The 26,018-nt window shown below is 67.4% G+C and carries 15 protein-coding genes and 1 tRNA gene; 5 read left to right on the top strand and 11 right to left on the bottom strand.

Annotated elements, in window-relative coordinates; all coding sequences use genetic code 11:
* Together KA383_18600 and KA383_18595 are read left to right on the top strand one after the other, a co-directional pair.
* Positions 1-783, top strand: a 783-nt coding sequence (locus tag KA383_18600) for a transposase (protein ID MBP7748128.1), incomplete at its 5' end; no start/stop codon positions are given.
* Between the two features lie 1,133 nt (positions 784-1,916).
* Entirely contained in the window at positions 1,917-3,242 is a 1,326-nt protein-coding gene (locus KA383_18595; protein MBP7748127.1) for a potassium transporter KtrB, read from the top strand.
* 94 nt (positions 3,243-3,336) lie between these two features.
* On the opposite strand, the gene KA383_18590 is transcribed toward KA383_18595, so the two are convergent.
* The 4 genes from KA383_18590 to KA383_18575 are packed head-to-tail and all read right to left on the bottom strand — an operon-like array spanning position 3,337 to position 9,864.
* Entirely contained in the window at positions 3,337-4,515 is a 1,179-nt protein-coding gene (locus tag KA383_18590; GenBank protein MBP7748126.1) for a translation initiation inhibitor, read from the bottom strand.
* A 33-nt stretch (positions 4,516-4,548) separates the two neighbouring features.
* Complete coding sequence (locus KA383_18585) at positions 4,549-6,933, bottom strand: pre-peptidase C-terminal domain-containing protein (GenBank protein ID MBP7748125.1); 2,385 nt, start codon at positions 6,931-6,933, stop codon at positions 4,549-4,551.
* A complete protein-coding gene (locus KA383_18580) occupies positions 6,930-8,288 on the bottom strand; it encodes a DUF1501 domain-containing protein (protein MBP7748124.1) in 1,359 nt (452 codons plus the stop codon). The genes KA383_18585 and KA383_18580 overlap by 4 nt, the downstream gene beginning before the upstream one ends.
* A 16-nt stretch (positions 8,289-8,304) precedes the next feature.
* Positions 8,305-9,864 carry a DUF1553 domain-containing protein gene (locus KA383_18575; protein MBP7748123.1) on the bottom strand — a complete coding sequence of 520 codons (1,560 nt, stop codon included), beginning with the start codon at positions 9,862-9,864 and terminating at the stop codon, positions 8,305-8,307.
* Between the two features lie 538 nt (positions 9,865-10,402).
* Here KA383_18575 and KA383_18570 point away from each other — a divergent pair.
* Together KA383_18570 and KA383_18565 are read left to right on the top strand one after the other, a co-directional pair.
* Positions 10,403-11,035 carry a protein-L-isoaspartate(D-aspartate) O-methyltransferase gene (locus KA383_18570; GenBank protein MBP7748122.1) on the top strand — a complete coding sequence of 211 codons (633 nt, stop codon included), beginning with the start codon at positions 10,403-10,405 and terminating at the stop codon, positions 11,033-11,035.
* Positions 11,032-13,542, top strand: a complete 2,511-nt coding sequence (locus KA383_18565) for a hypothetical protein (GenBank protein ID MBP7748121.1) — start codon at positions 11,032-11,034, stop codon at positions 13,540-13,542. The genes KA383_18570 and KA383_18565 overlap by 4 nt, the downstream gene beginning before the upstream one ends.
* A gap of 12 nt (positions 13,543-13,554) precedes the next feature.
* Here KA383_18565 and KA383_18560 read toward each other — a convergent pair whose 3' ends face one another.
* On the bottom strand, positions 13,555-15,765 hold the full coding sequence (locus KA383_18560; GenBank protein MBP7748120.1) for a RecQ family ATP-dependent DNA helicase: 2,211 nt from the start codon (positions 15,763-15,765) through the stop codon (positions 13,555-13,557).
* Positions 15,766-16,221: 456 nt separating this feature from the next.
* Between KA383_18560 and KA383_18555 the strand changes: the two genes are divergently transcribed.
* Entirely contained in the window at positions 16,222-17,808 is a 1,587-nt protein-coding gene (locus KA383_18555) for a DUF2961 domain-containing protein (GenBank protein ID MBP7748119.1), read from the top strand.
* 7 nt (positions 17,809-17,815) lie between these two features.
* On the opposite strand, the gene KA383_18550 is transcribed toward KA383_18555, so the two are convergent.
* From KA383_18550 to KA383_18525, 6 genes are all read right to left on the bottom strand, one after another.
* A complete protein-coding gene (locus tag KA383_18550; GenBank protein MBP7748118.1) occupies positions 17,816-18,118 on the bottom strand; it encodes a hypothetical protein in 303 nt (100 codons plus the stop codon).
* Positions 18,119-18,692: 574 nt separating this feature from the next.
* A tRNA-Pro gene (locus KA383_18545) sits at positions 18,693-18,767 on the bottom strand.
* Between the two features lie 281 nt (positions 18,768-19,048).
* Positions 19,049-22,243 (bottom strand): valine--tRNA ligase, encoded by a 3,195-nt coding sequence (valS, locus tag KA383_18540; GenBank protein MBP7748117.1) that lies wholly within the window; start codon positions 22,241-22,243, stop codon positions 19,049-19,051.
* Between the two features lie 290 nt (positions 22,244-22,533).
* A complete protein-coding gene (locus KA383_18535) occupies positions 22,534-23,118 on the bottom strand; it encodes a hypothetical protein (GenBank protein ID MBP7748116.1) in 585 nt (194 codons plus the stop codon).
* Positions 23,119-23,123: 5 nt separating this feature from the next.
* Positions 23,124-24,179 (bottom strand): flotillin-like protein FloA, encoded by a 1,056-nt coding sequence (floA, locus tag KA383_18530; GenBank protein MBP7748115.1) that lies wholly within the window; start codon positions 24,177-24,179, stop codon positions 23,124-23,126.
* Positions 24,180-24,209: 30 nt separating this feature from the next.
* Positions 24,210-25,826, bottom strand: coding sequence for a hypothetical protein (locus tag KA383_18525; GenBank protein ID MBP7748114.1), 1,617 nt, complete (start codon positions 25,824-25,826; stop codon positions 24,210-24,212).
* Positions 25,827-26,018 lie beyond the last annotated feature (192 nt).

Raw genomic sequence — 26,018 nt, 5'->3', positions numbered from 1 at the left:
TCGGGCGACATCCTGGTCGCCGATCGCGGTTTCTGCTCGTATGCCCACCTGGCGTTGCTCTGGCAGCAAGGCGTCTTCGTCGTGTTTCGCCTGCATCAGAAGCAACTCGTGGACTTTCGGCCACACCGCTCGGCCGCGCAGCCTGGCCGTGAACAGGGCCGGCCGCGTTCGACCCGGCTGGCCCGCTGCGGACACCAGGATCAACTCGTCCTGTGGCCGCGGCCCCAGAACGTGTCGCGGACGATGACGCCGGCGCAGCACGCGGCGTTGCCGGAGTACGTCGTGGTGCGGGAGCTGCGGTATCGCGTGACCACGCCCGGTTTCCGCACGCGGCAGGTCACGCTGGCGACGACCCTGCTGGATCCACAGCGTTATCCCGCCGCGGACCTGGCCGAACTGTACCGCCAGCGCTGGCAGGTGGAGACCAACCTGCGGCACCTGAAGCAGACGCTCGGCCTGGCCGTGCTAAAAAGCGAGACCGTGGCCGGCGTGGAGAAGGAAATCCTGGTCTTCGCGCTGCTGTACAACTTGGTGCAGAGCGCCATGGCCGCGGCCGCGGCCCGCCAGGGCGTGGCTCGTGAGCGGATCAGCTTCGTGGACGCGTTGCGGCACCTGCGCTGGCCGCTGGCGGCCACGGCTCCGCCGGAGCTCTGGGTCAATCCACTGCGGCCCGACCGTTACGAACCCCGCGTCCGCAAACGCCGCCCGTTGGAGTACCCGCTGATGAAGCAACCCCGCGCGGCCCTGCGCAAAGCCTTGCGGAAAAACAATGATGCAGCCTAAATTAATGCCATTCGGGACATTCTACTTTTCCCCAAGCACAAACGGCGAAAGTCCGAGCATCCCAATCTCACGCAGTTGGGCATATTCCGCACCTCCACCGCCACCAAGCGCGCACAAATTTCCACCCACCCCGCCATACACCGCCGTTTCCAGCCCCAACCTTCGCCCCCGCCGCCCGCGCCCCTATCTGTCCTAGGATGGACCGCGGTCGCCGCCCCGCTTCGGTCCCTGGACCCAATCCCGCGCACCGGCCGCCAATCCCCGCCCAACCCCGACAATCTCGCGGTCCGCGACCCCATGCTTGCCCCCGCAGCGCATACTCGCAATGTCGCACGACACTCGCGACCGCTCTTTGACAACCGATGCCGGCCAACTCCCGCATCGCTGCGTCGCTCCGTCGCTCCTCTGTTCCCTGTTCCCTGTTCCCTCCTCTTCGTGGCTGCGTGGCTCCGTCGCTTCGTCGCTTCCCTTCTGGCTGAGGGCCGACGGCTGAAGGCTGACGGCTTTGGGGTCCCGATGACGAAGAGTGCCAAATGGGCCGCGCGAAAAAAAACGCGCTTGGCACCCTTGGGCGGATAGCACCAGAATCGCGGTTCCGACTGCCGCTGCCGTAGGGGACATTCTGCTTTCTTGACCCGACTTTGTCGTGCGGGTGCCCGCGGGGCGGGGGTGCCCCGGCTTGACGCGCTGGCCATCTGCCGCGGACAATGAACGGGTTGTTGCAGCCGAATCCCCGGTTGACGCCGGGGAGCGGGGAACCCGACGCCGCGCCGCCTGAATGGCGTGGCCGGGGCGCAGGGATCGGTCGGTCCCGGGCCACTTTCAGGGCCTAGCCCGTCAGCTAACCTCGCAGGCCTGTGAAAGAGCACGACGCGCAGCTCTCCTGAGACAGCCGGTCGACCGACCGTGTGTTTCCCGGGCTCACGATTGTGCGTGGCTGGTGTTCCGTCTGCGCGTGCAGGAGCGCGCGGTAGGCGGGACAGCAGCAAGCGGTCATCCCCATGGAGCCCTCAGCTTCCCGCCCAGAACAGAAGTCTCAATCCACCACTCGACCCGGCGACCGGTCCCCTGGAAGGCAGCGTTGGCGCCGTGCACTGGCGATTGTCGGTCGCCGCGCTGCGCTGGCCGTCCGCGTGCCGCTGCGTCGCGTCGTGGCCGCTTGGTCGCGCCTGCGCCCGGCGCAACAGTTGACGCTCGGCTTCGCCTCGTATGCGGCGATCGGCACGGCGTTGCTCTGTTTGCCCTGGGCCCAGCAGAAGCCAGCGGGAGTCGTCGATCACCTCTTCACTGTCACCAGCGCCATCTCGACCACCGGACTGTCAACCGTCAGCGTTGGCGAGACGTATAGCTTTTTCGGAGAACTCGTCATCTTGGCCTTGTTCCAACTCGGCGGGGTCGGCTACATGACGCTCTCGTCGGTGATCATCCTGGCGCGGGGCAAGCCACTGTCGCAGGCGCGCACCGAGGTGCTGCGGGCGGGCTTCTCTGTGCCGCACTACTTCGTGATCTCGCGGTTCATCGTGCATGTGGCGGTGTTTACGCTGGCGATTGAGTCGATCGGTACGGCGGTCCTGTGGTGGCGGTTCAGCGCGCTGGGCCTGGCGCAACCACTCTGGTCGGCGCTGTTTCACACGGTCTCCGCGTTCGCGACGGCCGGATTCAGCCTGAACAAGAACAGCCTCGAGTCGTTCGCGGGCGACTGGATCGTCAACCTGACGATCGGAGTACTGTGCTATCTCGGCGCGATCGGGTTCATTGTCGTGCAGGACGTGTGGTACTCGCTCAAGTGGCGCGAGCACATGATCACTTTCACCTCGAAAGTGATTCTCACCATGACTGCGCTGGTCTTCGTGGTCGGGACCGTGGCGCTGTTCCTGATCGAGCCGAGCGTCAGCGCACTACCTTTCGGGCAGCGCCTGATGGTGTGCAGCTTCCAGGTGATGACGGCGTCATCCACCGCCGGCTTCAACACGATTCCGATCAGCACGCTCTCTGTGGCCACGCTCCTGGTGCTCTCGCTCGCGATGGTGATTGGGGCATCGCCGAGCGGCACCGGCGGCGGCATCAAGACCACCTGCGTCTCGGCGCTGCTGGCCAACTTGGGGAGCGTCCTGCGCGGGCGTGACCGGGTGCTGTGGCTGGGGCACGAGGTCCCGCTGATCCGCGTACTCTACGCAGTGGCCGCGACCACCCTCTACCTGAGTCTGCTCGCCGGCGGGGTCATCGTCCTTTCGCTCGTGGAACGGAGTGAGCTCCTGTCGCTCCTGTTCGAGGCGGCGAGCGCGCTGGGTACCGTGGGGCTGTCCCTGGGGATCACCGCCGATCTCTCGACGGCCGCAAAGCTCATTTTGGTGATACTGATGTTCGCCGGACGGTGTGGACCACTGACGCTGGGCTTGGCACTGCTACGACCGGACCATCCGGCGGGCAGTCCGCCGTGCGATGACTTGGCAGTCTGAGACCGTACGCTTGGGCTCACACCGGTTGTGGTCGTTTGGGTTCCGGACGAATCAACCGGGTGGTGCGACCGCAGTCGCCGTGCGCTACGGACAACTAGAACGCGGGCAGCTCCGGACGCGCGGTGGGTGTTATGGCGAGGCCTTCAAGCTCGACCAGCCAGGCCGGGCGGCAGATCGGTGCCACGACGACCTCGAGCGGCAAGTTGCCGCATCGAGCGCGCAACTGCTGCAGGACCGGCGCCTGGTCGCGCTGGTTGCGCACATACGCGATCAGCATGGCCAATGTGCTGAGGTCCGTTCCCGCGTTACGCAGCAGGGCCGACACGTTCTCCAGCGCACGCTCGAGTTGTCGCGACAAGTCGCCGGCGTGCAGGAGCCGGCCGGTGGCGTCGATGCTGGCCGTGCCGGAAATGAAGATGTGCCGGCGATCGCGATAGGCGACGGCCGTGCCGCGCTCGAAGGTGACCCCGTAGACGTGCGTCGGGCACATGTGGTCGGGGGCGGTCAGGAATTCGATCTGCTCCGGCCGGACCCCGGCCAGGGCGTACGCATCCAGCGTGACCGCGGCGCGTGGATCCGGGCCAGAGCCGGCGATGCCGGTGCTGGCAATGTAGTGCGTGCTGGGCGTCAGGCCGTGCTCGCGGAACAACATGCGTCGGCTGGCTGCGAAGGCTTCGTAGTCCGCATCGATGTCGCGGATGAAGAGCCAGGTGCGGATCACATGCCGCGCGAGCGCCAGGCGGCGCTGCCGCAGCAGGGCGGCGTACTGCGCGAAGACGTCGCGCGTCTGCGTGTCGCAGGTCGGTGCCGTTGGGGCCGACAGGCCGGTGGTCCAGCAGTGCGTCAAAGGCGGTCGTTGCCAGGTCAGCGTGGCGCCGTCCAGCCGCTTGTCGAGTGCCCCGCTCGGGTCGCTCGCGTGGTACGCCCAAAGTGCGATGCGGGCCGGCGGTGCTGGTGGTTGCTGAACCCAGGAGACAGCGCAGGGCTCCTCATGCCCGTCCCGAGATGCAAGCGGTTGCGCGGCCAGTGCCGCGGAATCATGCTCGAGCTCGTCGCAGAAGAAGCGCCGGAACAAGGCCGTGGCCGTCGTCAGTCCCAGTGTGGCCAACGCAGCGCGGTAAGCGTCCAGCAGCCAGTCCAACTGTGCCGCGAAAGAACCATCCGCGGTCGGGCGGACAAGCAGATGGTATTCATTGACGTTGTCGCTGCCGCGGAAGCAGGCAACCTGTGCGACGGCGGGGACGTCCGTGGGGCAATACTCCAAGTGCTCCATGCGCGTTGTCCCTGAAGTCCGACGCGCGGACGGCTAGGGCGCCACGACCTCGATCGGGATCGCCGGGAGGAATCCGCCGGAGACCCGCGACTTTTCCGCTCCCGCTTTCGGGTTCCGCCTCGGACGCGGGACCTCGACGAAAGCTTCGACAATGAGATTATCGGCAAACCCCGGCTGAACCACGTCGGCCTTCGCGCTCAACACGAGCGTCACGCCGTCGGGCTGGGGCGCCATGCTCTCCAGCGTGATGCCGGCCGGCGGGGTGTTGAGCTCGAGCTTCACGATCCGCTGCGACGCGCGCGCGGGCAGGCGGACTTCCACGCTGGCCGTGCCGCCGACGCTAATCCGCACGGGCGTGGCGTCGCCGGCGATTGTCCCGGCCGGAAAACGGTTGCCCAGCACGGCGACGACGAGTTGCTCGGCGGGCGTCAGGTGGCGATACAGGAACGCCTGCATCATGTCTTCGGCCGGAACAGCCGGGTGCCGGACCTCGGTCTCGTTGATCACGGCGCGGCCCTCCAGGTGCAGAACGATAAGCTCGTCGGACGGCTTGGCCGGCGCGGTCAACGTCATGCGGATCCGGTCGCGTCCGGCGGGGACGCGCGCCCCGCTGAGCTGAAACCCACGCGGGGCGCCGCGCAGCGTGATCTCGATGTCGCCGTTGAATCCATCCTTGCGCAAAGCGTACACGCAGATGGGCACGGTGCCGCCCGCGGGCACGTTGATGCTGGCGGGTGTGACGCGGAGCGCGAAATCCGGACTGGGCGGTCCCACGCGCAGCCGGTAGCCGTACGCCGGTCCACCTTGTCCCTGCGAATCGGTCAGTTGCACGAAGTACTCGCCGTCGGCGAGGAGCTTGAAGCGGAGATACGAATCGGCGCTGTGCGTGAGCAACCCCGCGTCCATGTAGAGCACGCCGTCCACCTGCTCGTGGTCATCGTTCCAGGCGAGCACGCGTCCCGTCGCGTCGGTCAGGCGCAGCAGGGAGTCCAGCGGCGAATTCAGCCGGCGGGCCTGCACTTCCGCGACCACCTCGTCACCCGCGCGGCCCTTGAATCGAAACACGTCGACGTCGCCCGGTGGCGCAATGCGCCCGTCCAGGATGCGCGGCAGGGTGACCAACTGCGCCTCCGTCGGCGTATCGTTCGTTTCGGCCTCCGGGCTGGCCGCGAGCTGGTCCACGGCGTAGGTCAGGCGGTTGGAGGCGCGCCGGCCCGTGCCCCAGTGTTTGTGTTGCGGACCCTCGGCGTCCGGCTGCGGGTCCAGGTACAGCCGATCGGTCGTCAGGTTCCAGCCGTCGATTGCGACGTAGCGTTTGTGCCCGGCGCGCGTGCCCAGCGGGAACATGGACGTGATGAACGGGTGCGCGCCTACGCTGATGCGATAAACAAAGTCCGCGCGTCCGCGATAGAGCGCGTCGCGGATTTCGACCTCGTACTCGCCGTCGGCGGCGATTTCATAGCACAGCACCGGGTCGGGATCGAAGCGGTAGTCGTCCGCGAAGGCAACTTCGTGACCCTCAGAGTCGTACAGTGCAACCGTGGCCTGGAACCAGCCCGGAACGGCGTCGGCCAGGTAGGGGATCAGCCGCCGGGCGGACGTCGCGATGACGAGCTGCTGGCCCGCCTGTGCGTGGAAGCGGAAGCGGTCGACGTCGCCGGGCATGACTTGACCGTTGAGGACGACAGGCAGCGTGAGCGGCGGCTCCGGCGGCAGAATCGCGGTCGCGCCGGGGTCGTTGCTCTCCAGTTCGATGGTCTCCGGCGCGGCCCCCACTTCAAAGACCATCGGGTTGGTCAGGCCCTGGCGCCCGCGCAGCCGCAGCTCGCGGTCACCCAGCGCGGCGTCGCGGTCGATCGTGACCTCGAGCAGCACCGACTCGGCGAGCTGCGCGTTGAATTGTCCCTTGCGCAGGTTGACCATGGCGTGCCGGATGTGCAGTAGCTCGCGCAGGCTTTTCTTGTCCAGGTCGTACAGCAGCGGGTGCTCGGGCAGGGCGGCCGGCGCTGAGGTGGCGGACTCCTCTCCATTCGCGCGTCGCGGGCGGTTTCCGCCGGGCAGCAGCAGTTCCCGCCAGGGTGGTCGGGGGCCGACGCGACCCGCAGCGCGCAGTTCGTCCCAGCGCTGCGCGATCAGTACCCGAAGCTTGCGGACGAGTGCTTCACGTTGCTCGGGCTGAATATTGATGACCGGTGGATACGTGGCGAGGACCTTGGCATGTACCCCAGCGCCCGTGAAGTGCGCGCGCGTGATGCTGCGCAGACTCTGGCCACCCACCGTGACCTGTACGACCGTGCCCCGGCGCCCGCCCGCGGGGTACAGATAGCTGATGTGTGGCTCACGGCGCTCCTGCTGGGCCAACGCCGCCGCACCGCACAGCCACAGCACTGCCAGGCATGCGTACCGGATACGACTCATATATTCATGATCTCCCGCAGCCGGCCGCCCGACGCCATGCCCTCGTCGGCGGGTGCCAGGACCGGCACGTCCAGTCCGCGCGCGTTCGGCAGCGGCCCGTCGGGATCAATCCCCAGCAGCTCGTAGAAGGTGCCGATCAGGTCTACGGGATGCACGGGTCGCGTGGCCACCGTCTCGCCGGTTTCGTCCGATGCGCCTACGACGTGCCCGCCCTTGAACCCGCCGCCGGCGACCACTGTGCTGAAGCACGGACCGAAATGGCCGCGGCCGCCATTCCACGGCGGCTCCCACTGGACGCGTGGCGTACGTCCGAACTCGCCGCCCCACCAGACGATCGTCGTCGCGAGCAGATCGCGGTCGGCCAGGTCCTGCAGCAGCGTGGCGAAGCCCTGGTCCAGCTCGGGCAGCTTGCGGCGCATGGTCTGAAAATGCTGTTTGTGCGTGTCCCAGCCTTTGTAGTTGATGGTTACGTAGGGCACGCCGGCTTCGACCAGGCGGCGCGCGGCCAGGCACGACTGTCCGAACGTGTTGCGGCCATAGCGGTCGCGCAATTCGTCCGATTCTTCCGCGAGGTCAAAAAGCTGGCGCGCTGCGCCGAACAGCAGGCCATAAGCGTCTTGGCCGCATTGGTCGAAAAGCGCGAACTCGGGATGACCGGGCAGGGCCGCGCCCAGCGTATCGAGCGCCTGCAGCAGCTCGCGCCGGCGTAGCTGGCGCTCGTCCGAGATCCCCGGCGCGATGATGCCCTCGACCGCGAAGCGCTGCTGATTCGGATCGCCGCCGGTGGCGAACGGCTTGTAGCGGTGCCCGAGGAAGCCGGCCTCCGAGAAACGTCCCTGCGGCTCGGTCAGCACGATATAGGGGGGCACGATGCCCGCGTAGCCGTGATCGTAGCCCTTGAACAGTGATACGACGGCGCCGACGCCGGGATAAACCAGCCGACCGGGCTTGCGCCCCGTTTGCACGAGGTAGGCCGCCGTCTCGTGGGCGTTCACGCCGTGCGTCATGCTGCGGATGATGGAATACTTGTCGGCCTGTTGAGCGAGCTGCGGCAACAGCTCGCCGATCTGGATGCCGTCCACGTTGGTGGGGATTGGCTTGTCCAGTGGGCCGCAGTAGTCGTAGCCCGCCTTGGGTTTCGGGTCGAAGGTGTCCAGGTGCGCCGGGCCGCCCCACATCCAGATCTGGATCAGCGCCTTGGCGGGCGCCGTCCGGGTTACCGACTGTGCCACGACGGGTCTGTTCCTCAGGCCCGCGATGCCGGCGGCGCCGAGCAGCCCCCAGCGCAGCAGCGTACGGCGCGTGAGCTCGCTCGCGGGAGACTTGGGATTCGTGCTGGCGGCTTGGTCGGCCACGGCGATCTGGCTCCACTCAATGCCGGTACAGGAATTCCTTCGTATTGATCAAGGCCCAGGCCAGGTCGTCCAGAGCCTGCCGGGGTTTCACGCGCGGCGTGTTGAAGTACGCCTCCGCGGCGCTCAGCTCAGCCGCTGTCGGCGCACGCGATAGCATCAGCAGGTACAAGGTGCGGACCGCGGCCCGCCGATCGCGCCCGCTGGACCTGAGGATGGCGCGCAATCGCTCGCTTTCCGCGATTTTCTTCTGGATGTGGCTCGAGTTGAGCAGGTGCAGCCGCTGGGCGTCGCTGGGCTGGTTGTTGCGTTCCGAGAACAGGCCCGAATCCCGCGCTGGCCGGCCGAACAGCTCGAGGAACGGACTGGTGATGCTGCCATCGGCCAGCGCGATGGTCCGCTCGCGTTCCGGGATATGCGTGAACGGTTCGGGGATCGCGCTGGAATAGCCCTCCGTCGCGCCGAACACCTGGTTCAGCGCGTCGATCAGCACCTCCGCGTCGAGCCGGCGGATCGGATAGCACGCGCACAGCCGCTCCGCGTCAGGGCTGGCAGTGCGGGGCTTCGCGGATTGCTGATAGGTCCGCGAGTTCAGGATCAGGCGGTAAACGTGTCGCAAGTCATAGCGGGCCTGGACCAGTTCCTGCTCCAGGCACGCAAGCAGCGCGGCGTTCACAGGTGGATTGTCCGGTCGGAGGTCGTCCGGTTCGTGGATGATCCCGCGGCCAAACAGCCAGGCCCAGATGCGATTCACGACTGCCCGCGCAAACCACGGATTCCCAGGCTGGATCAGCCAGTCGGCGAACACGCGGCGCGGGTCGCTGCCCGCCTCCAACCGCACCGCCGTGCCGTCCGGCAGAACCGCCGCGCGCGTTTTCGCCGGCGTCGGATCCAGGTAGACGATTTCTTCCTTCCACTCGGCCGTCGTCTTGTACGCGACGCGTGCGAAGAACACCTCCAGGTCCCGCCGGCGGTCCGCCGGCCAGTGCTCCACCCGCGTGCCCATGAACGTCAGCGCCACGGCGGCGGCGATCGTCGCCGGCTCGCGTCCCTGCAGCGCGCGGTAGAAATTCACGGGCGCCACGCGGAAGTTGCTGCCGCTGGACGTCAGGAGCTGACGGGCGAATTCATCGTAGGGCATGTTCCGCGCGAGCGCGTCGTGTACCCAGCGGTGGTACGCCTGCACCGCGTTCGGCCAGAGGTTGATGGGGAACTCCGCCTTGACCCGCAGCAGGTCGCACCATTTCAGCGACCAGTAGTCGGCGAATTCCGGGCGCGCCAGCAGCGCATCGATCAGCATGGCCCGCTTGTCCGGCCGCGTGTCCTCCAGGAACGCCGTCACCTCCGCCGGCTGCGGCAGCGTACCAATCACGTCCAGGTACACGCGCCGAACGAACACCTCGTCTGAGCACGGGTTGGCCGGCGTTAGGCCGCGCTTGGCCAGCACGGCGAGTACGTGTTCGTCGACCGCGTTCGCGGGGGTTGTCCAGTCCGTGCGTTCGTAGGGTGAGTCCCCGGATGCGGTCGCGGCCAGCATGCAGACCGCCGACACGGTCACGATGGTGAAGCGCAGACGCATGATCTGTGACCCAACGGGGCTCATAAGAGAGTAATCGGATGTTGCCGGCGATGCGAATGCACCCAGCCACCAGAAGCATAACGCCGGGCGCACGCGGCGATTGCGGCCGCGCAGGGGGGGCGAATGGGGGGCTGTGCATGCGGAGTCGCGCGGTACAATGTTGGTCGGTGCGTCCGGAGGCCACGTCATGCCAGTCCGGGCTGGCCAGTTCATGTCGCGCTGCGGATGGTACACGGGCGGACCTGGAGTTCCTGCATCCAGTGGGGGCCGGCGACTTCAGGCGCGACCTTGCCGCGTCGTGGTGGCCACCGCGTTACTGGTCGTTATCGGGCCGGAATGGTCGCTTCTGCCGCGCAGCGTCTGCGCGCAGGTGCCGGAGGTGCCCACCGACAGCCGGCCGGCTTCGCCGGGTGTGGCCACGACGCAGCCGGCGGCCACTCAACCGACCGCGGAGCTGCCGCTGGTGACGCGCGACGCCGATGGCCGGCTGGAGTGGCCCCGGCCGCGGGTGACCGACCGGCAGCGCGAGCGCGACGCCATGGTCGCCACGCAGATCGCCGGGGACGATGCCTTTCGCGATCCCGTCCGGGCTGAGCCCGTCCTGGCGGCGATGCGCGCGGTCCCGCGCCACGAATTCGTCCCCGATGAGCGGCGACGCAGCGCCTACGACGACACGCCGCTGCCGATCGGGCATGGCCAGACGATCTCGCAGCCGTACATCGTGGGGCTGATGACCGAGCTGCTCGATCTCAAGCCGGGTGCGAAGGTGCTCGAGATCGGCACGGGCTCGGGCTATCAGGCGGCGGTGCTGGCTGACCTGACGCCCTACGTTTATTCGCTCGAGATCATCGAGCCGTTGCTCAAACAGGCGGCGGAGCGGCTGGCGCGGCTGGGGTACAAGACGATCCAGACACGGTGCGCCGACGGCTACGATGGCTGGGCCGAAGCGGGGCCATTCGACGGCATCATCGTGACGTGCGCGGCCGGTCACGTGCCGCCACCGCTGTGGGACCAGCTCAAGCCTGGCGGCCGCATGGTGATTCCGATCGGCGGCGTGTACGAAACGCAGCGACTGATCGTGCTCACGAAGCAGGCAGACGGCGGGCGTCGCAGCCGGACGATCATCCCGGTACGTTTCGTGCCCATGACGGGCAAGATGCAGGCGAAATGAGGCCGGGGCCGGCGAGCCGGGCTGCATCCGGGGGCGGGGCCGCGCTCAGCGTGGCTGTGGCGCTGATCAGTGCGGGGGTCATTGCCTATGAAGTCGCGCTCATGCGCCGCCTGTTGCTCGAGCATTGGCACCATTTCGGGTACCTGGTCATCAGCGCGGCGCTGCTGGGTTTCGGGGCCAGCGGCAGTGTGCTGGCACTGGTCGAACGCCGCGTACGAGCGTGGCCGGCTCGGGCCCTGTACTGGCTGGCGTGCGGCCTGTTTGCGGCGCTCATGTGCATGCCACGAGTCGCGGCCGTCCTGCCGGTGAGCGCGCGTTTCATTCCGGGGGACTTGTGGCTGCAGGCGCGCTGGTGGGTCCTGTACTGGCTGGTGGTGCTTGTGCCGTTTCTGGTGGGGGCGCTGTTTCTCGGGGCGGCGCTGCTGACGGCAGGGGAGCGCGTGGGGCGCGTGTACGCCGGCAACCTGTTCGGCAGCGGCGCCGGCGCGCTACTGGCGGCGGCGCTGGGGGCCACGTGCGGCGCGGAGCAGGGATACTGGCCGGCCCTGGCCCTGGCGGGTGGCGGGGCGCTGGCTGCGGCGCTGCAGCGGCGGGCGCCGCGACACATCTGGCCCGTGCTCGTCCTGGCGGCAGTGGCGCTAAGCGCGGAAATCGTCTGGCCGCTGGTGCCGCGCTATGACGAGTACAAATACGCTGCCCACCTGCGGCGCCTCGCGGCGCAGGGCTCCGCACAACGCGTGGATCGCCGTGCCGATCCGCATGGCTACGTCGAGCTCTACGAAAGTCCGCTGTTTCACGACCTGCCGTTCCTGGCGCTGCGGGAAGCCCCGCCGCCGATGTACAGCTTGGTCGTCAACGGCGACCCGGCCGGCTCGGTGCTGCGCATCACGTCGGCGGAACAGGCCGGTGTGCTGGACGGCACGCTGATGGCGCTGCCGTATCGGCTGATCGAGGGCGCGCCGCGCGTACTGCTGCTCGGCGAAACGGGCGGCGCGAATGTGTGGCTCGCGCGGCGGCGGGAAGCGGTAGGCATCGACGTCGTACAACCCAATGCGGGCGTGGTCGCGCTGGTGCGCCGCTGGGGTGGTGGGGTGTACGACGCTCCGGCCATCCGCGTGATGGCTCAGGATCCGCGCCAGTTCCTTGCATCGCTGTCAGACTCGCGCTACGACCTGATCCAGATCGTCGCGCTGGAGGGATTGGGCGTCGGCAGCGCTGGCGTGCGGGGGCTGGCTGAGGATCATCTGGCGACGGTGGAGGGGCTGGCCGCGTGTCTCCGCGCGCTGCGTGATGACGGCTTGGTGGCCGTTGCCCGCGGTGTTCAGGAACCGGCGCGCGAAAACATCCGCCTGTTTGCCACGCTGGTTGCCGCGCTGGAGTCGATTGGCGTAACCGAGCCGGCGCGGCACATGATCCAGGTCCGCGACTACCTCGGCGTATGCACGCTGGCCGCGCGGTCGCCGTTGACCGATGCGCGCCGCGAAACGTTGCGGACCGCGATTCACGATTTCAACCTGACGCCGGTGTGGTACGACGGCTTGCCGCCTGACGAGGTCAACCAGCCGGACGCGTTGAGCGGTCCGCCCGGCGCGCCGGTGGACTGGCTGCATTTCGCTGCCGCGGAGATTCTGTCACCGCGCCGCGTACACTTCTTCGACGCGTGGTTGTTGAATGTCCGGCCGACGCACGATGACCAGCCGTTCTTCTGGGACTTCTACAAACCGGCGGCGCTGCCGGCGTTACGGGCGGCGTACGGCGATCTGTGGCTAACTCGGGCGGAGATCGGGCGGCTGTTCCTGTATGTCTCGCTGGTGGTCGGGACGGGCGCGGCGCTTCTGTTGGTTTTGGTCCCGCTGCTGATTTGGCAATTGCGCTGGCGCCGGGTTCGCACGCCAGTAGCGGACAACCCGGGAGGCGGCGCGACCGATGCGCCGCGCTCCGGCGTCGCACTGCTGGGAATGATCCTCTACTTCGCCGGCATCGGCTGCGGGTTCATGGCGGTGGAGATGGCGCTGATTAGCCGGGCGATTCACTGGATCGGCGATCCGGTCCGCGCGAGCGCGTTGGTGATCGGCGGGTTGCTGGTGGTCAGCGGGCTGGGCAGCCTCACGGGGCTGCGGCTCGTCCGGCGGCACCTGTGGCTGGCGCCGGCCGCGGTGGCTGCGCTGGTCGTCTTGTTGCGGCTGGTGGGCTGGGCGCCTGCTGCCGCGGCTTGGGAGGGGCTGCTGAGCTTACTAATTGTCGCGCTGGCGGCGGGGTTCTGCATGGGCCTGCCCATGCCGGCTGCGATACGTGTACTGGACCGGCAGCGTCCCGAGTGGGTCTGCTGGGGATGGGGCGTGAACGGCGTCGCGTCGGTCGTCGCGACTTCGGCGGCGATCGCCGTGGCGATGACGGCCGGCTATCGCGCCGTGGTCATCCTGGCCGCGGTGGCCTACGCCGTGGCTGCATTGGCGGCGGGCGGCGTGTGGTGCCGACCTGTCGTGTCGCCGCACGCGGCGCGGTAATCGCCAGCCGTGTCAGCCTCGCGCTGCAGCGCGCCGGGGCTGCGGCGCCGTGCCGGGCGTGGGTCGTCGATCCGATGCGGCCGCGGGCACGCGCTCCGCGCTGTGCTGCTCCACGAACGCCAGCACCTCCTGGAACGGTGTTGTCTCGAGCAGGCCGAACGCGGGGTGCGTGCGCAGCCTGGCCCGCGTGGTTGCCGGTGACGACAGACCGCAAAGAAACCGGGCGAGCTGCCGGGGCGTGGCCAGTGCGGCGTGCTTTTCGGCGCGGAGCGCGCGCAGGCGCGCTGCTTCCGGCTCGCGCACCGGATTCCGGTGTGTCAGCGGCAGCGGACGGGCGGCTTCACCGTCACAGCGCGCACAATGCCCGCAGGCGTTGCGCTTCTCGCCAAAGTACTCCAGCAGATGCTGCGTCAAGCACCCGTCATGTGCGGCCCACGCGCACACGCGGCGGATGCGCGCGACGTCGTGCTCTTCCCGGCGCATGAAGCGCGTGGCCAGCGCTGCTGCCAGCGCGGCACGGTCACTGGACCCGCGCGCCCGACGGTAGCCGTGGCGCAGTCCGGTGGCTTCCAGCACCAGGTCGCCTTTTTCCTCCAGGTAGCTGAGCGCTTTGACGATGCGCTCGCGCGGCTCGCCGAGCGTGCGACTGACCTCGTCGACCTCGAGCGTGAACCAGGTGCGTCCCTGGCGCGCATGCTGCAGGACGCCCCGCAGGAACGCGGCACGCTCCGCATCGAAGCCGCGCAGGATCTCCTGTGTCGGCCGCCGCGGCTGGAACTTGAACGTCGTGTAGAACGGCCCGGTGGCGTGGATCACGTGCTCGAGCTCCAGGTAGGCCAGCAGCGTTTCGACGACGAGGGGACGCACGTCGTACTGTTGTGACAGCTCGTCCACCGAGATGTCGAATTGCTCAGCGCCGTCCAGGAACTCGGTCAGCAGCGCGTCGATGGCCGCCTGCGTGGGTGTGTCGCCGTAGGAGAAGTTCTCGAGTGTCGTGACGTCGTCGGTGCAGGCGAACAGCTCGCACTGCGCCGGTGCCCCGTCGCGGCCCGCCCGCCCGATTTCCTGCATGTAGCTTTCGAGACCCTTGGGCAGGTTGTAGTGGTAGACGTGCCGAATGTCGGCCTTGTCCACGCCCATGCCGAACGCCATGGTCGCCACCACGATCATGTGGTCGGACGCCATGAACGCATCCTGCACCGCGTGGCGCGCATCGGCCTCCATCCCCGCGTGATACGCTCGCGCGGTGAACCCCGCCGCGGACAGGCGCTGCGCGACTTCCTCCGCCGTGCGCTGCAGCGTGACGTAGACGATGGTCGGCCCGGGCGGCTGCGCGCGCAGCCGCGCCAGGAGCAACTGCGGGCGCTCCTCGGCCGCGCACGGCGTCACGCGGAGCCGCAGATTCGGTCGGTAGAAGCCGGTATGGACGATGTTCTCGGCCGCAATGCCGAACTCACGGGCGATGTCGGCGGCGACCACGGGTGTCGCGGTTGCCGTCAGCGCGAGAACGCGCGCAACCCGGAGCTCCTTTGCCAGGCGGGCCAGCTTCAGATAGTCGGGACGGAAGTTGTGGCCCCACTCGCTGATGCAGTGCGCCTCGTCGATCGCGAGCAGCGCGATGCGACGCCGCTGCAGCAGGTGCACGAAGCGCTCGCTGCCGAAACGCTCCGGCGAAACGTACAGGAGTTTCAGCCGACCGGCGCCCAGGTCGCTGTACACGGCGCGCGCCGCCTCGTGGTTCAGGCTCGAATCGAGCCGGGCCGCTGGCACCGCGTGGGCCGTCAGGAACTCCACTTGGTCTTTCATCAAGGCGATCAGCGGCGAGATGACCACCGTGAGCCCGTCCAGCAGCAGGGCGGGCAACTCGTAGCAGAGGCTCTTGCCGCCGCCGGTGGGAAAGACCGCCAGCACGTTGTCGCCGGCGCACAGCCGCGTGACGACGGCTTCCTGGCCATTGCGGAACTGGTCGAAACCGAAGACGCGTTTCAATACGTCGCGCGCCTGGGCGGAAGCCGCCGCTGGAGCCGGCTCGCCACGCGGCGTCGCGCGATTGGCTGCGAACCCGGCCGAAGCGCCGTGGCCGGTGGGAGCAGCGCGGGCACGTGATTCGGCCGACCCGCGCTGGATGACGGCTGGGGTCAGGGCCGGGGCCGGGTTGGCCGTCGAACCGGCCGTCCGCGGTGCGCTTGGCCGGGCCACTCGTTCATGCACTCCGTCTGCCATGTACCATTCCCCGTACGCGCAAGGCGAAGCTCGTCCCCGGCAACGTCCAGGGGACCGGCGGGCCGCGCGCTGCCAGTTGGGTACTGCCCTCATCCGGCCCCGGGGACTGCATGCTAACAAAAACCTAATATAGCACGGAATCTGCGGACGTCAAGCGGATTTGGGAGTTCCTGTACGCAGGCGGACAAGCGACTTGCCGTATCCGGCGGCTGCGTCTCACCGAAACCATGCTTCGCGTGCACCTTCCGCCGCCAGACGCCGGTGTCGTGGGCGTTTTGCCGCGCGTCAGTGTCCTTGAGGCCCAGCAGGTGCGGCGCTATGCTGCGCGCGACTTCTGTCGCCACAACCACCCGGAACCCAGAGGAGCCACCCGCGATGATCAGCGCGTACCCGCTTCATGATCGCACGCCGTCCCACAGGCCGCAGCCCCGCGTGCGGGGAACAGGTTCTGCAACCGTGCTGCTAGGGTTGCTCTGGCTGGCGGGCGCCTTCGCGCCTGCCGGCGACCTCGACGATCTCGCCCGCCCGCAGGAAGGCCGCAGCAGGCGCGCCACGTCGTCGCATCGCCGCGGACCCGACGGCAAGTATGATCCGCACGGCGAACTTGATCCCGACAGCAATTCGGACAACCAGAGTGTGCCGCCCGGCGTGACCAAGGTCCTGCTCGACGAGCAGGGCCCCGGGGTCATCACGCACATCTGGATGACGTTCCTCGGCCCGGAGCCCCAGGACTGGGCAAAGAACGGATCCGCGAACCACCAGGAAATGCTGCTTCGCATCTACTACGACGGGCGCGAGCGCCCCGGCGTCGAGGCCCCGGTCGGTGACTTCTTCGCCAACGGATTTGGCCAGCGCCGCGCGGTCATTAGCGTGCCCGTAGTCGTCGAGGACGCCGACTCGTACAACTGCTTCTGGCGCATGCCGTTTCGCAAATCGATCCGCATCGAAATCGTGAATGAGAGCGAGAAGCCGATCAGCCTGCTGTACTACAACATCGACTGGATCAAGCTGAACACACTGCCCGATGACACGCCCTATTTCTACGCGCAGTACCGGCAGGAATACCCGGTGGTCGGCGGGCGCGACTACCTGATCCTCGAGACACAGGGCAAGGGCCACTACGTCGGCACCGTGCTCAGCGTCCGCACGCGCAGCCCGTCGTGGTTTGGCGAGGGGGATGAGAAGATCTATATCGACGGCGAGTCGAAAGCCTCCATCTGGGGCACGGGGACCGAGGACTACTTCCTCTCGGCCTGGGGCCTGCAGACGACCAGCACGCCGTACTTCGGAACGCCGTATTTCGACCAGTGGGGCGTGGTCGGCAGCCGCACCTGCGCCTATCGCTGGCACATTCACGACCCGCTGGTGTTCAACACCGGCATCAAAGTCACGATCGAACATTACGGCTGGATTTCGCCCGACGAGAACCCGGAGTACAAGACCCACAGCTGGAACGAGCGGCAGGACGACTATTCCAGCGTCGCCTTCTGGTACCAGCAGGGTGAGCCGACGTTCGCGGCCCGCGCCCCGCACGCCCGTGACCGCACCTTGCCCAACCTGGACACGATCTTCTACGCCGCCGATGTCCCCGGCGGTGTGCGCCACGGCGACGGCGTGACCGAGGTTCAGCAACTGCTGGGTTACACCAAGGGCCAGGTGCTTTACAGGCCGTCCCAGGTCGCAAACGCGTGGATCGAGATACCGTTCACCGTCGAGGAGAAGGCCCCGTTTCGCCTGCTCTTGAACATGACCCGCAGCAATGACTTCGGCCAATACCAGGCCACGCTCAACGGCGTCAAGCTCGGCGGCCCCCTGGACTTCTACAAGGCCGACACCGACAACTGGGAATACCACCTGCTGGATTTCTGGCCTGACCCCGGCGAGTACGTGCTGCGGCTTGAGTGTGTCGGCAAGCACAACGTGTCCACAGGCTACTACCTCGGCATCGAATCCGTGCGGCTCCGCGAACGGCGGCCACGGGTGCTGGAGTGGGGCCACGAGAAGGACCATGATTGGCGCCAGGGCCCCAAGTTGTACCAGTAGGGACGCATCACTCCGCGAGCGCGTCGTGGCCGCGTCTGACGCCGAGGGGCAGTGGTTGCGGCGGAAGCTCTGGCTGGTGAACCGCCGTCGGTCGCAGGAAGTTGGCGAACACCCACTGCCCCAGCGCCAGTCCGGCCGCGGCCACGTTGTCGTACTGCCAGTGAATCCCGCCGTAAACGCGGCTTCGACCCGCCTCTTCGGCCGCTTCCGACAACGACGTGAAGCTGCACCATACGCCCGGCAGGCTCTCGGACGCTGTGGTGAACGCAATGTTGTCCCGACCGAAAAATCCGCGGGGCTCGTTGCGCACGCGCTGCTGAACGTGCTGTGGCGGCTGGTATGCGTCGGAAACGGGGGCGTCGTGACCAGCGGCGTCCAGTCTGGGTTCGGCTGCGTCGCCGGGTTGCCATCCAGGTCCGCGCTGCGAATCGCGGTTACCGGTCGCCAGTGGCTGAAGTGGTACTTGTTGTCCCAACACAGGATCGACGCATCACCGGCGGTCAGGCCGAGGAGTGCGAACAGCCGCGCGTTCTCGATCAGCGTCAGACCGGCCTGCACCGACAGCTCCTGGGCGATCACCATCCAATGCGCGCATCGAATCCACCCGTGTTGCCAAGTCCGCGTCACGAGCGGTAGAAGCTCGGCGCGCGCGATTCTATGATGGCCTCGTGGCTTCCGAGGGCTTCCTGGGGACCGGTCTGTATCACCCGCATTTGGAGGTACGAAGGGGGGCGCTTCAGGGGTGTGCTTTCTGGGGGTTCGGCGGGGCAGCGTGCGACCTCCGGGGGCGTCAGCCGGTAATTACCGGGTGCCTTCCTCTTGGGGCCGCACCGCCCTACGCCGGGCGGGTACGCTAAGTCATGCGTTCGGCTACACTTACGTGATCGGAGTGACAGGATTTGAACCTGCGACCTCTTGGTCCCGAACCAAGCGCTCTAGCCAGGCTGAGCTACACTCCGTCTCGTCCCGCCCTTACGGACGGACTTCTCATCCTACCAGATTCCGGCCTCGACGCAAGGTCCGCGAGTCCTCCACGAACAGCGACCTGACGAGGTCGCCGGCGGGCCCGGACCGATATCGCGCGGCGGGCTGACGACCGCGGCGCCGGGCGTCGCCCCGCCCCGGCGGGCGTCACGCCGTCCCGCACCGCCGTGCGTTACGCCGTCCTGTCCCGCGGCGCGCCGCGCCGTCTTGCCCCAGCGTGCGACGAGCACTCACACGCCGGCGGCTGCGCACCGCATCACTGCAAATCCGCCAGATTTCGCTCGATCGACGCCAGCCGATCCTTCATCTCCGCCAGCCGCGCCCGCTCCTGCTCGACGACCGCCGCCGGGGCCTTGGCGACGAAACCCTCATTCGACAGCTTGCCGGCCAGTCGCTCGCTGTGTCCGCGCAGCTCGTCGAGGTCCTTCTGCAGCCGTCGGCGCTCGGCGTCCAGGTCCATCAGCCCGCGCAGCGGCACGTAAACCTCGACGCCGCGGAGCACCTGCGTCGCCGACTCCGGCGGCTTCGTCACGTCCGCGCCGATTTCCAACTGCTCGCAGCGGCCCAGCCGGCGGATCACCGCGATCTGGTCGCGCAGACCCTCGGATATCGCCGGATCGGTCCGCAGAACGGCGTGCGGAATCTTGCCGATTGCAGGCGTCTTCGCGGCGGCGCGGCTCGTGTTGATGCGGGCGAGCGTGTCGCGCAGGGCGCGGATGATGTCCTGCAATGCCTCCATCTCGCGTTCGACTTCGGGCTCGCGGCGAAAAGCGGACGCATCCGGCCACGCGGCCTTGATCAAAGCGGGCTCGCCGGGGCGGATTTCAGTTACGCCGCGCTGCGGGGCGCGCTCGTTGAGCTGCTGCCAGAGTGCTTCGGTGAGGAACGGAACGATCGGGTGCAGCAGGCGCAGGGCCCGGTCGAGCACGCAGGTCAGGACCTGCCGCGCGGCGTTGGCGGAATCGTCCGTGTGGACCTGCACGACGCCGGCGTCGTCCTTGCCGAACAGGCGCGGCTTGACGAGCTCGACGTACCAGTCGCAGAAATCGCTCCAGAAGAACGAGTACAGCGTGTTGGCGACCTCGCTGATCTGGTAGCGAGCCAGCCGGCGATCGACCTCGGCGATGCACCCGCCGAGCCGCGAGAGAATCCAGCGGTCTTCGATGGCGAGCTCATCGGGCCGCAGCGGCCGCGGCCAGCCGTTTCCATCTGCGGCACCGGAGCACTGCTCAAGAGCAGTGGCACCCTTGTTCCCTTGATCCCTCGATCCCTTGATCCCTTCTATGTTCGGAAATACAAACCCCGTCGCCGCCTGCCAGATCTTGTTGCAGAAGTTGCGGCCGAGCTCGAATTTCTCGCTGCTGTTGACCTGCCGGCCGTCGGGCAGCTTCACCGGCTTGACGGGCATGCGGACGTCCTGCGTCTCGGTGTCCATCTGGGCCATGGTGAAGCGGAGGGCGTCGGTGCCGTAAAGCGCGATAATGTCGAGCGGATCGACGCCGTTGCCGAGCGATTTGCTCATCGTCCGGCCCTGGCCATCCTGGATGATCGGGTGGATGTGGACGTGCTGGAACGGGACGCGCTTGGTGAAGTAGAGGGACGTGATGACCATGCGCGCGACCCACAGCGTGATGATCCCGCGCCCGGTGACCAGCGTGTTGGTGGGGAAGAAGTAGTCGAAGTCGGCGCGGGAGGGAGCGGGGGAGCGAGGGATCGAGGGATCGAGGCCCGCGCCCGGCGCAGGTCCTCCTTGATCCCTTGATCCCTCGTTCCCTTGATCCCTGTCGTCATGCGGCCACCCCAGCGTGCTGAATGGCCACAACGCCGAGCTGAACCAGGTGTCGAGGACGTCCGGGTCACGTTCCATTCCGATCGACTGCGCGAACGTCTCGAATTCTGCGATGAAATGGGGTGCTGGACAGAAATAGCTGTGTATTCGGGCCGAGTGAATTTCGAATACCCCGGCGTGGGGCGTGATTCCCCGCTCTGTCAGTACTTGGTGTGCCAACAGCCCCCCAGCAATGTATCGGTTCAGTTGCTCGGTAAGTTCGTGGCGGTCGCAGCGCTTGAGGAACGTGTCGACGGCCGTACCACGCAACGTCCACACCGGTATCCGGTGCCCCCACCAGAGCTGCCGGCTGATGCACCAGTCGCGCTTTTCACCGAGCCAGTCGAGATACATCTGCGCGTAGCGCGCGGGGAAGAACTGCACGCGGCCGTCGCGCACCGCTTCCATCGCCATCTCGGCCAGGTCGCCCATCTTCACGAACCACTGCTCGCTCAGCATCGGCTCGATCGGCGTCTTGCTGCGATCGCTGTGGCCGACCTCCGTCACATACGGCTCGATCTTCTCCATCAGCCCGAGTGCCTCGAGATCCGCCACGACCTTCTTCCGCGCGTCGTAGCGATCCAGACCCTTGTAGCTCCCGCCGTTCTGATTGATCTTCCCGTCCGGCGTAAGGATGTTGATCGCCGCCGCCTCGGGATGCCGTTGCCCGAACGCGTAGTCGTTCGGATCGTGCCCGGGCGTGACCTTCACGCAGCCGGTGCCGAACTCTTTCTTGACGAGAATGTCGTCGGCGATGATCGGAATCGCCCGATTCACGAGTGGCAGCAAGCAGTACCGCCCGATCAGGTGCTGATAGCGTTCATCGTCCGGATGCACCGCCAGCGCGGTATCACCGAGCATAGTCTCCGGCCGCGTGGTCGCGATCGTAAGGTAATCCACGCCCAGCCTGGCATTCGGCACGACGGCTTGGGCTAGCGCGGTGCGAGCGACGTCTTCCGGCAGACTACGGCCGACTCGGGGGTCGGCCGCTACGGATGCCGGGAGGATCGGGTAGCGGTAGTGCCACAGATGCCCCTTTACCGTCTCATGCACGATCTCGTCGTCCGCGACGGCGGTCTGCAGAAAGGCGTCCCAGTTCACGAGCCGCGTGCCGCGGTAGATGAGCCCGTCCTTGAACCAGCGGAAGAACACCTCGTACACGGCCCGCGCGCAGACTTCATCGAGCGTGAAGCGCGTGCGTTCCCAGTCGCACGAAAAGCCCATCCCGCGGAGCTGCGAGAGAATGCGCTCGCCGTACTGCTCTTTCCACTCCCAGATCTTCTTGACCAGCCCCTCGCGGCCGAGGTCGTGCCGCGTCAGGTTCTGCTCCTCCTTCAGCCGACGTTCCACGACCGCCTGCGTCGCGATGCCGGCGTGGTCCATGCCGGGCATCCACAGGGCCTCGTAGCCGCGCATGCGCGCGTGCCGCGTGAGGATGTCCTGCAGCGTGTTGTTCAGCGCGTGGCCGAGGTGCAGCGCGCCGGTGACGTTCGGCAGGGGGATGTCGATGACAAACGGCCGCTTGTCCGGATTGACGCGGGCGTGGAAGTAGTTGCCCGCCTCCCAGAACTCGTAGATCTCGCTCTCGACCGCATGCGGATCGTAACTGCCGCCGGTACTCATACGTGCTCCCTGGCGCCGCGGGCACGGATTCACGCGGCGCGTGAATACGACACCGCCCACGCCGAAACTCTCGCGGCTCGGCGCGGGTGCATCGGGTTGAGCTTCAAAAGACCCCTAGTTTATCCGCGACGGCGTACGGCGCAAACCGAAAGATTGGGTCAGGTGGCTGGCAACGGGGAGTACGCCGCATATTGGTTCTGGGGGACCGACCTCTGGTCGGTCATCAGACAGGCCGGAGGCCCGTCCCCCATAGTCCGGTGTCTCATGGCCGAACAGATCGCGGCAAAAGTTCACCGCGGCCGATCCTCCCGCAACGCCACCGGCGGCGCCAGGATTTCCGATAACACGAACGCCGTCCGCAGGTCCGTTCGATTGCGCAACATATGCAGGAGCTGCTGATGGGAGCCGGTCGGCACAGGGGCAGTCGGCTTTGGCGCGGGCCGCGCGACCAGGGTAGCTGCGCTCGCTATGGGCACCGGGGGTGCTTCCGGCATTACCTGCTGGACTTTGCGCTGCCGTACGCTGCGGCGCAGTCGCTCCGGCGTATAGACCTCGATGGTCGGCTCCGCCTGGGGACGGGTCGGCGGTGCCGGCCGAGCGATGGGGGGTCGTGGCATCGGTGGGCGCGGCGGAAGCGGCACCGTCACCATGAGTTCGGCCTCTGCTTCCCGCGGCGTGGGCTTGGGCTGCCTCGGCCGCGGGAGCGGAGCCGGCCGTGTCGGCGCCGGCTGCGATCGCTCCTTCTTGCCGGATTTCCAGTGCTGCGCCAGTGCCGCGAGGACGAGGATCAGTATGCCGAAGCCGAGCTTCAGCAGCTCCTCCGTCCCCGTTTCGTCGGCGGCGAGGCACCACGTTTCTGGAATCAGCGTCAGCATGTCTGCTATTCAGTCTTCGGCTTGCTCGGCTCGGCCGGCCCGCGCCCGGCGATGGAGTCGCGCATGCCCGTGTCCGCCTGGATGTTCTTCAGCCTGTAATAATCCATGATCCCGAGATTGCCGGAGCGGAACGCTTCGGCCATCGCCTTCGGAATCTCCGCCTCGGCGAGCACGACCAGGGCGCGGTTGGCTTCGACCTGGGCGCTGTTCTCCTGCTCCTGGGCGATGGCCATCGCCCGGCGCTTCTCGGCCTCGGCTTGGAACCGCTTCTTGTCCGCTTCGGCCTGGTCCGCCTGCAGGCGGGCGCCGATGTTGTCGCCCACGTCCACGTCGGCGATGTCGATCGAGAGGATCTCGAACGCAGTGCCGGCGTCGAGCCCCTTGTGGAGGACCGCCTTGGAGATGCGGTCGGGGTTCTCCAGCACCTCCTTGTGCGACCCGGCCGAGCCGATCGCGGACACGATGCCTTCGCCGACACGTGCGATGATGGTCTCTTCGGTGGCACCGCCGACGAGCCGTTGGATATTGGTGCGCACCGTCACCCGGGCCTTTACCTTGAGCTGGATGCCGTCCTTCGCGACCGCGTCGATCGTCGTGCGGCCGGCGGCCGGGCTCGGGCAGTCGATCACCTTGGGATTCACGCTCGTATGGACGGCGTCGACGATGTCGCGGCCGGCGAGGTCGATCGCGCAGGCCGTGCGGAAGTCGAGAGGAATCTTCGCCCGCTGGGCCGAGATCAGCGCCTGGATGACATTCGGCACGCGGCCGCGCGCGAGGTAGTGGTTCTCCAGGTCCTCGGTGGAGATGTCGGTCAGCCCGGCCTTCCACGCCTGGATCTTGGTCAGCACGATGACCGTGCTGTTCACCTTGCGCAGCCACATTCCCAGCAGCTCGCGCATGGCGATCTGCGATTTGGCGGACCACGCCGTCACCCACAGCCGGCCGAAATTCGCAATCAGCGCGAAAAACGCCAGCGCGATGATGACGATGATGATCCCACCGACGATCCACAGCCATTGGCCGGCCTCGGACTTGGCCGCCAGCAGAAGTAGTTCTGGCATACGGTCTCCCTCGTGTTGATGGGCCCTGGATCAGGCCGTGCCATCGTGCGGCAGCGGCTCGACCACGATCGTCATTCCGGCGCGGCGGATCACCTGCACGCGCCGACCCGCCTCGATGTATTCGCCCTGGCTCTGTACGTCAACCACTTCCTGGCCGAAACGCGCCTGGCCGCCGGGGCGGAGGTCACCAGTTACCACGCCCACGTCGCCCACCTGGGCCACGTCGGGATGCGCATCAGAAATTGCCAACGCCGCGCCCTGCGGGTTGGCCGAGATCACGCCGGCCACCATGCGCGAGCGAGGCAGGTAGCGCGCCACCAGCACCATGCCCACCATCGAGATGACGATGCTGCCGATAAGCACCTTCAGCCCGGTCACGAGACCGTCCCAGGTGCCCTGCAGGCTCGGCAGCGAGAACGTCGGCGCCTCGGGCTCCGCGGGCACGAATGACGCCAGCAGCGCCACAACGATCAGCAGAATGCCCAGGATTCCGGCGATGCCGAACCCGGGGATGACGAATATCTCGACCGCCAGGAGCACCGCCCCGATCACAAAGACGATGATGGTCCAGATGCTGGCGAGGCCGGCGGCGTAGGGGGCGGCCAGGAACACGACCAGGGCGATCAGGGCGGTTACGCCGGGCAGGATCAGCCCCGGCGACTGGAACTCCATGTAGGCCCCGATCATCACAATGACCAGTAGGATTCCGCGGATCAGCGGACTATTGAGCCACATCGCGAAACCTTCCCAGCCGGTCTTCTCGTACACCTTCGGTGTCGCGGCCAGGTCGAGCTTCTGCGACAGGTCATCGAGGCTGCTGGCGATGCCGCGCGCGAAGCCGAACGCGACTGCGTCGTATTGTGACATGGTCAGCAGCTCGTTGGCGCGGTCGACGGGCTGCGTCACTGTGATAACCTTGCCGGTCATGGCGTCCGTGTAGCTCTCGACCGGCTTCCAGGCGCGCTCGTCGGCCGCTACATCATCGATCAGCTTGGTCTTCTCGGCGGTGGTAACGAAACGCCGCTCTCCGGGATCGCTCACGTTCTCCAGCCACCAAACTTCCTCGCCGACGGCCACCATGGCCCGCGAGAGCAACTGGTCATAACCATTGCGCACGGCCGAGTCGCGGAATTCCTGGAGGATGGGGCTCTCGGCCTTGGCGCGTTCGGCGTCGCCGAGTTCGGTGACGCCGCCGACGGGCGTGACCATGATGGGCGCACAGTCGCCGATCGAAGACGAAGGGCTCATCCAAATCTCGCGGCAGGCCACCGAGATCATCGCCCCGGCGCTGTACGCCTCGGGATGGACCCAGGCTACGGTGCGGATTTCCGGCGGGAGATTCTTGATCAGCCGGCAGATGCCAAGGGCGCTGGTCACGGCGCCCCCGGGCGTGTCCATCTCGAAGATGATGGTCGTCGCCCCGTCGGCCCGCGCATCGGCGATTCGCCGTTCGAGGCTGTCGCGCATGATGTCATCGATGACGCCGCGGATCGGCAGCACGGCTCCGCGGCTGGGCCGAGTGGCCGGCTGTGCTGCCAGCGGGATGCTCAGCGCCAGCAGGACGCCCAGCAGGCCGCTGACCAGTAAGCCCCGCCGGAGCGGCGCGGACCGCCGGGCGAGGGCCTGACGTCGCCAATCTATCCGCATCGTGCCAACCTCCGTGCAATGCCGGCCGTGGTCGCTGCGCCGCGGCCCCGGACGCCGCGCTGCGGCAGTGTACCTCAATCATAGCCGGCGGGCGAGTCGGTTGGCGCGTGCCCCGCCGGCCCGGCGCGCGGAGCGACAGGGGCGGCCCGGGGTTCCCGAGCCGTCGGAATTTGCGCCGTCGTTATTCAATTC

Source organism: Phycisphaerae bacterium, from assembly GCA_017999985.1.
Taxonomy (GTDB): domain Bacteria; phylum Planctomycetota; class Phycisphaerae; order UBA1845; family Fen-1342; genus JAGNKU01.
Note: the sequence above shows the minus strand (reverse complement) of the source record. Positions and strands in the feature narration are given on the sequence as shown.

Coding starts and splice junctions, on each gene's coding strand:
- KA383_18590 (MBP7748126.1), bottom strand. CDS start 4,515: ATGGAGCACTTGGAGTATTGCCCCACGGACGTCCCCGCCGTCGCACAG.
- KA383_18585 (MBP7748125.1), bottom strand. CDS start 6,933: ATGAGTCGTATCCGGTACGCATGCCTGGCAGTGCTGTGGCTGTGCGGT.
- KA383_18575 (MBP7748123.1), bottom strand. CDS start 9,864: ATGCGTCTGCGCTTCACCATCGTGACCGTGTCGGCGGTCTGCATGCTG.
- KA383_18570 (MBP7748122.1), top strand. CDS start 10,403: ATGGTCGCCACGCAGATCGCCGGGGACGATGCCTTTCGCGATCCCGTC.
- KA383_18565 (MBP7748121.1), top strand. CDS start 11,032: ATGAGGCCGGGGCCGGCGAGCCGGGCTGCATCCGGGGGCGGGGCCGCG.
- KA383_18560 (MBP7748120.1), bottom strand. CDS start 15,765: ATGGCAGACGGAGTGCATGAACGAGTGGCCCGGCCAAGCGCACCGCGG.
- valS (MBP7748117.1), bottom strand. CDS start 22,243: ATGAGTACCGGCGGCAGTTACGATCCGCATGCGGTCGAGAGCGAGATC.
- KA383_18535 (MBP7748116.1), bottom strand. CDS start 23,118: ATGCTGACGCTGATTCCAGAAACGTGGTGCCTCGCCGCCGACGAAACG.
- floA (MBP7748115.1), bottom strand. CDS start 24,179: ATGCCAGAACTACTTCTGCTGGCGGCCAAGTCCGAGGCCGGCCAATGG.
- KA383_18525 (MBP7748114.1), bottom strand. CDS start 25,826: ATGCGGATAGATTGGCGACGTCAGGCCCTCGCCCGGCGGTCCGCGCCG.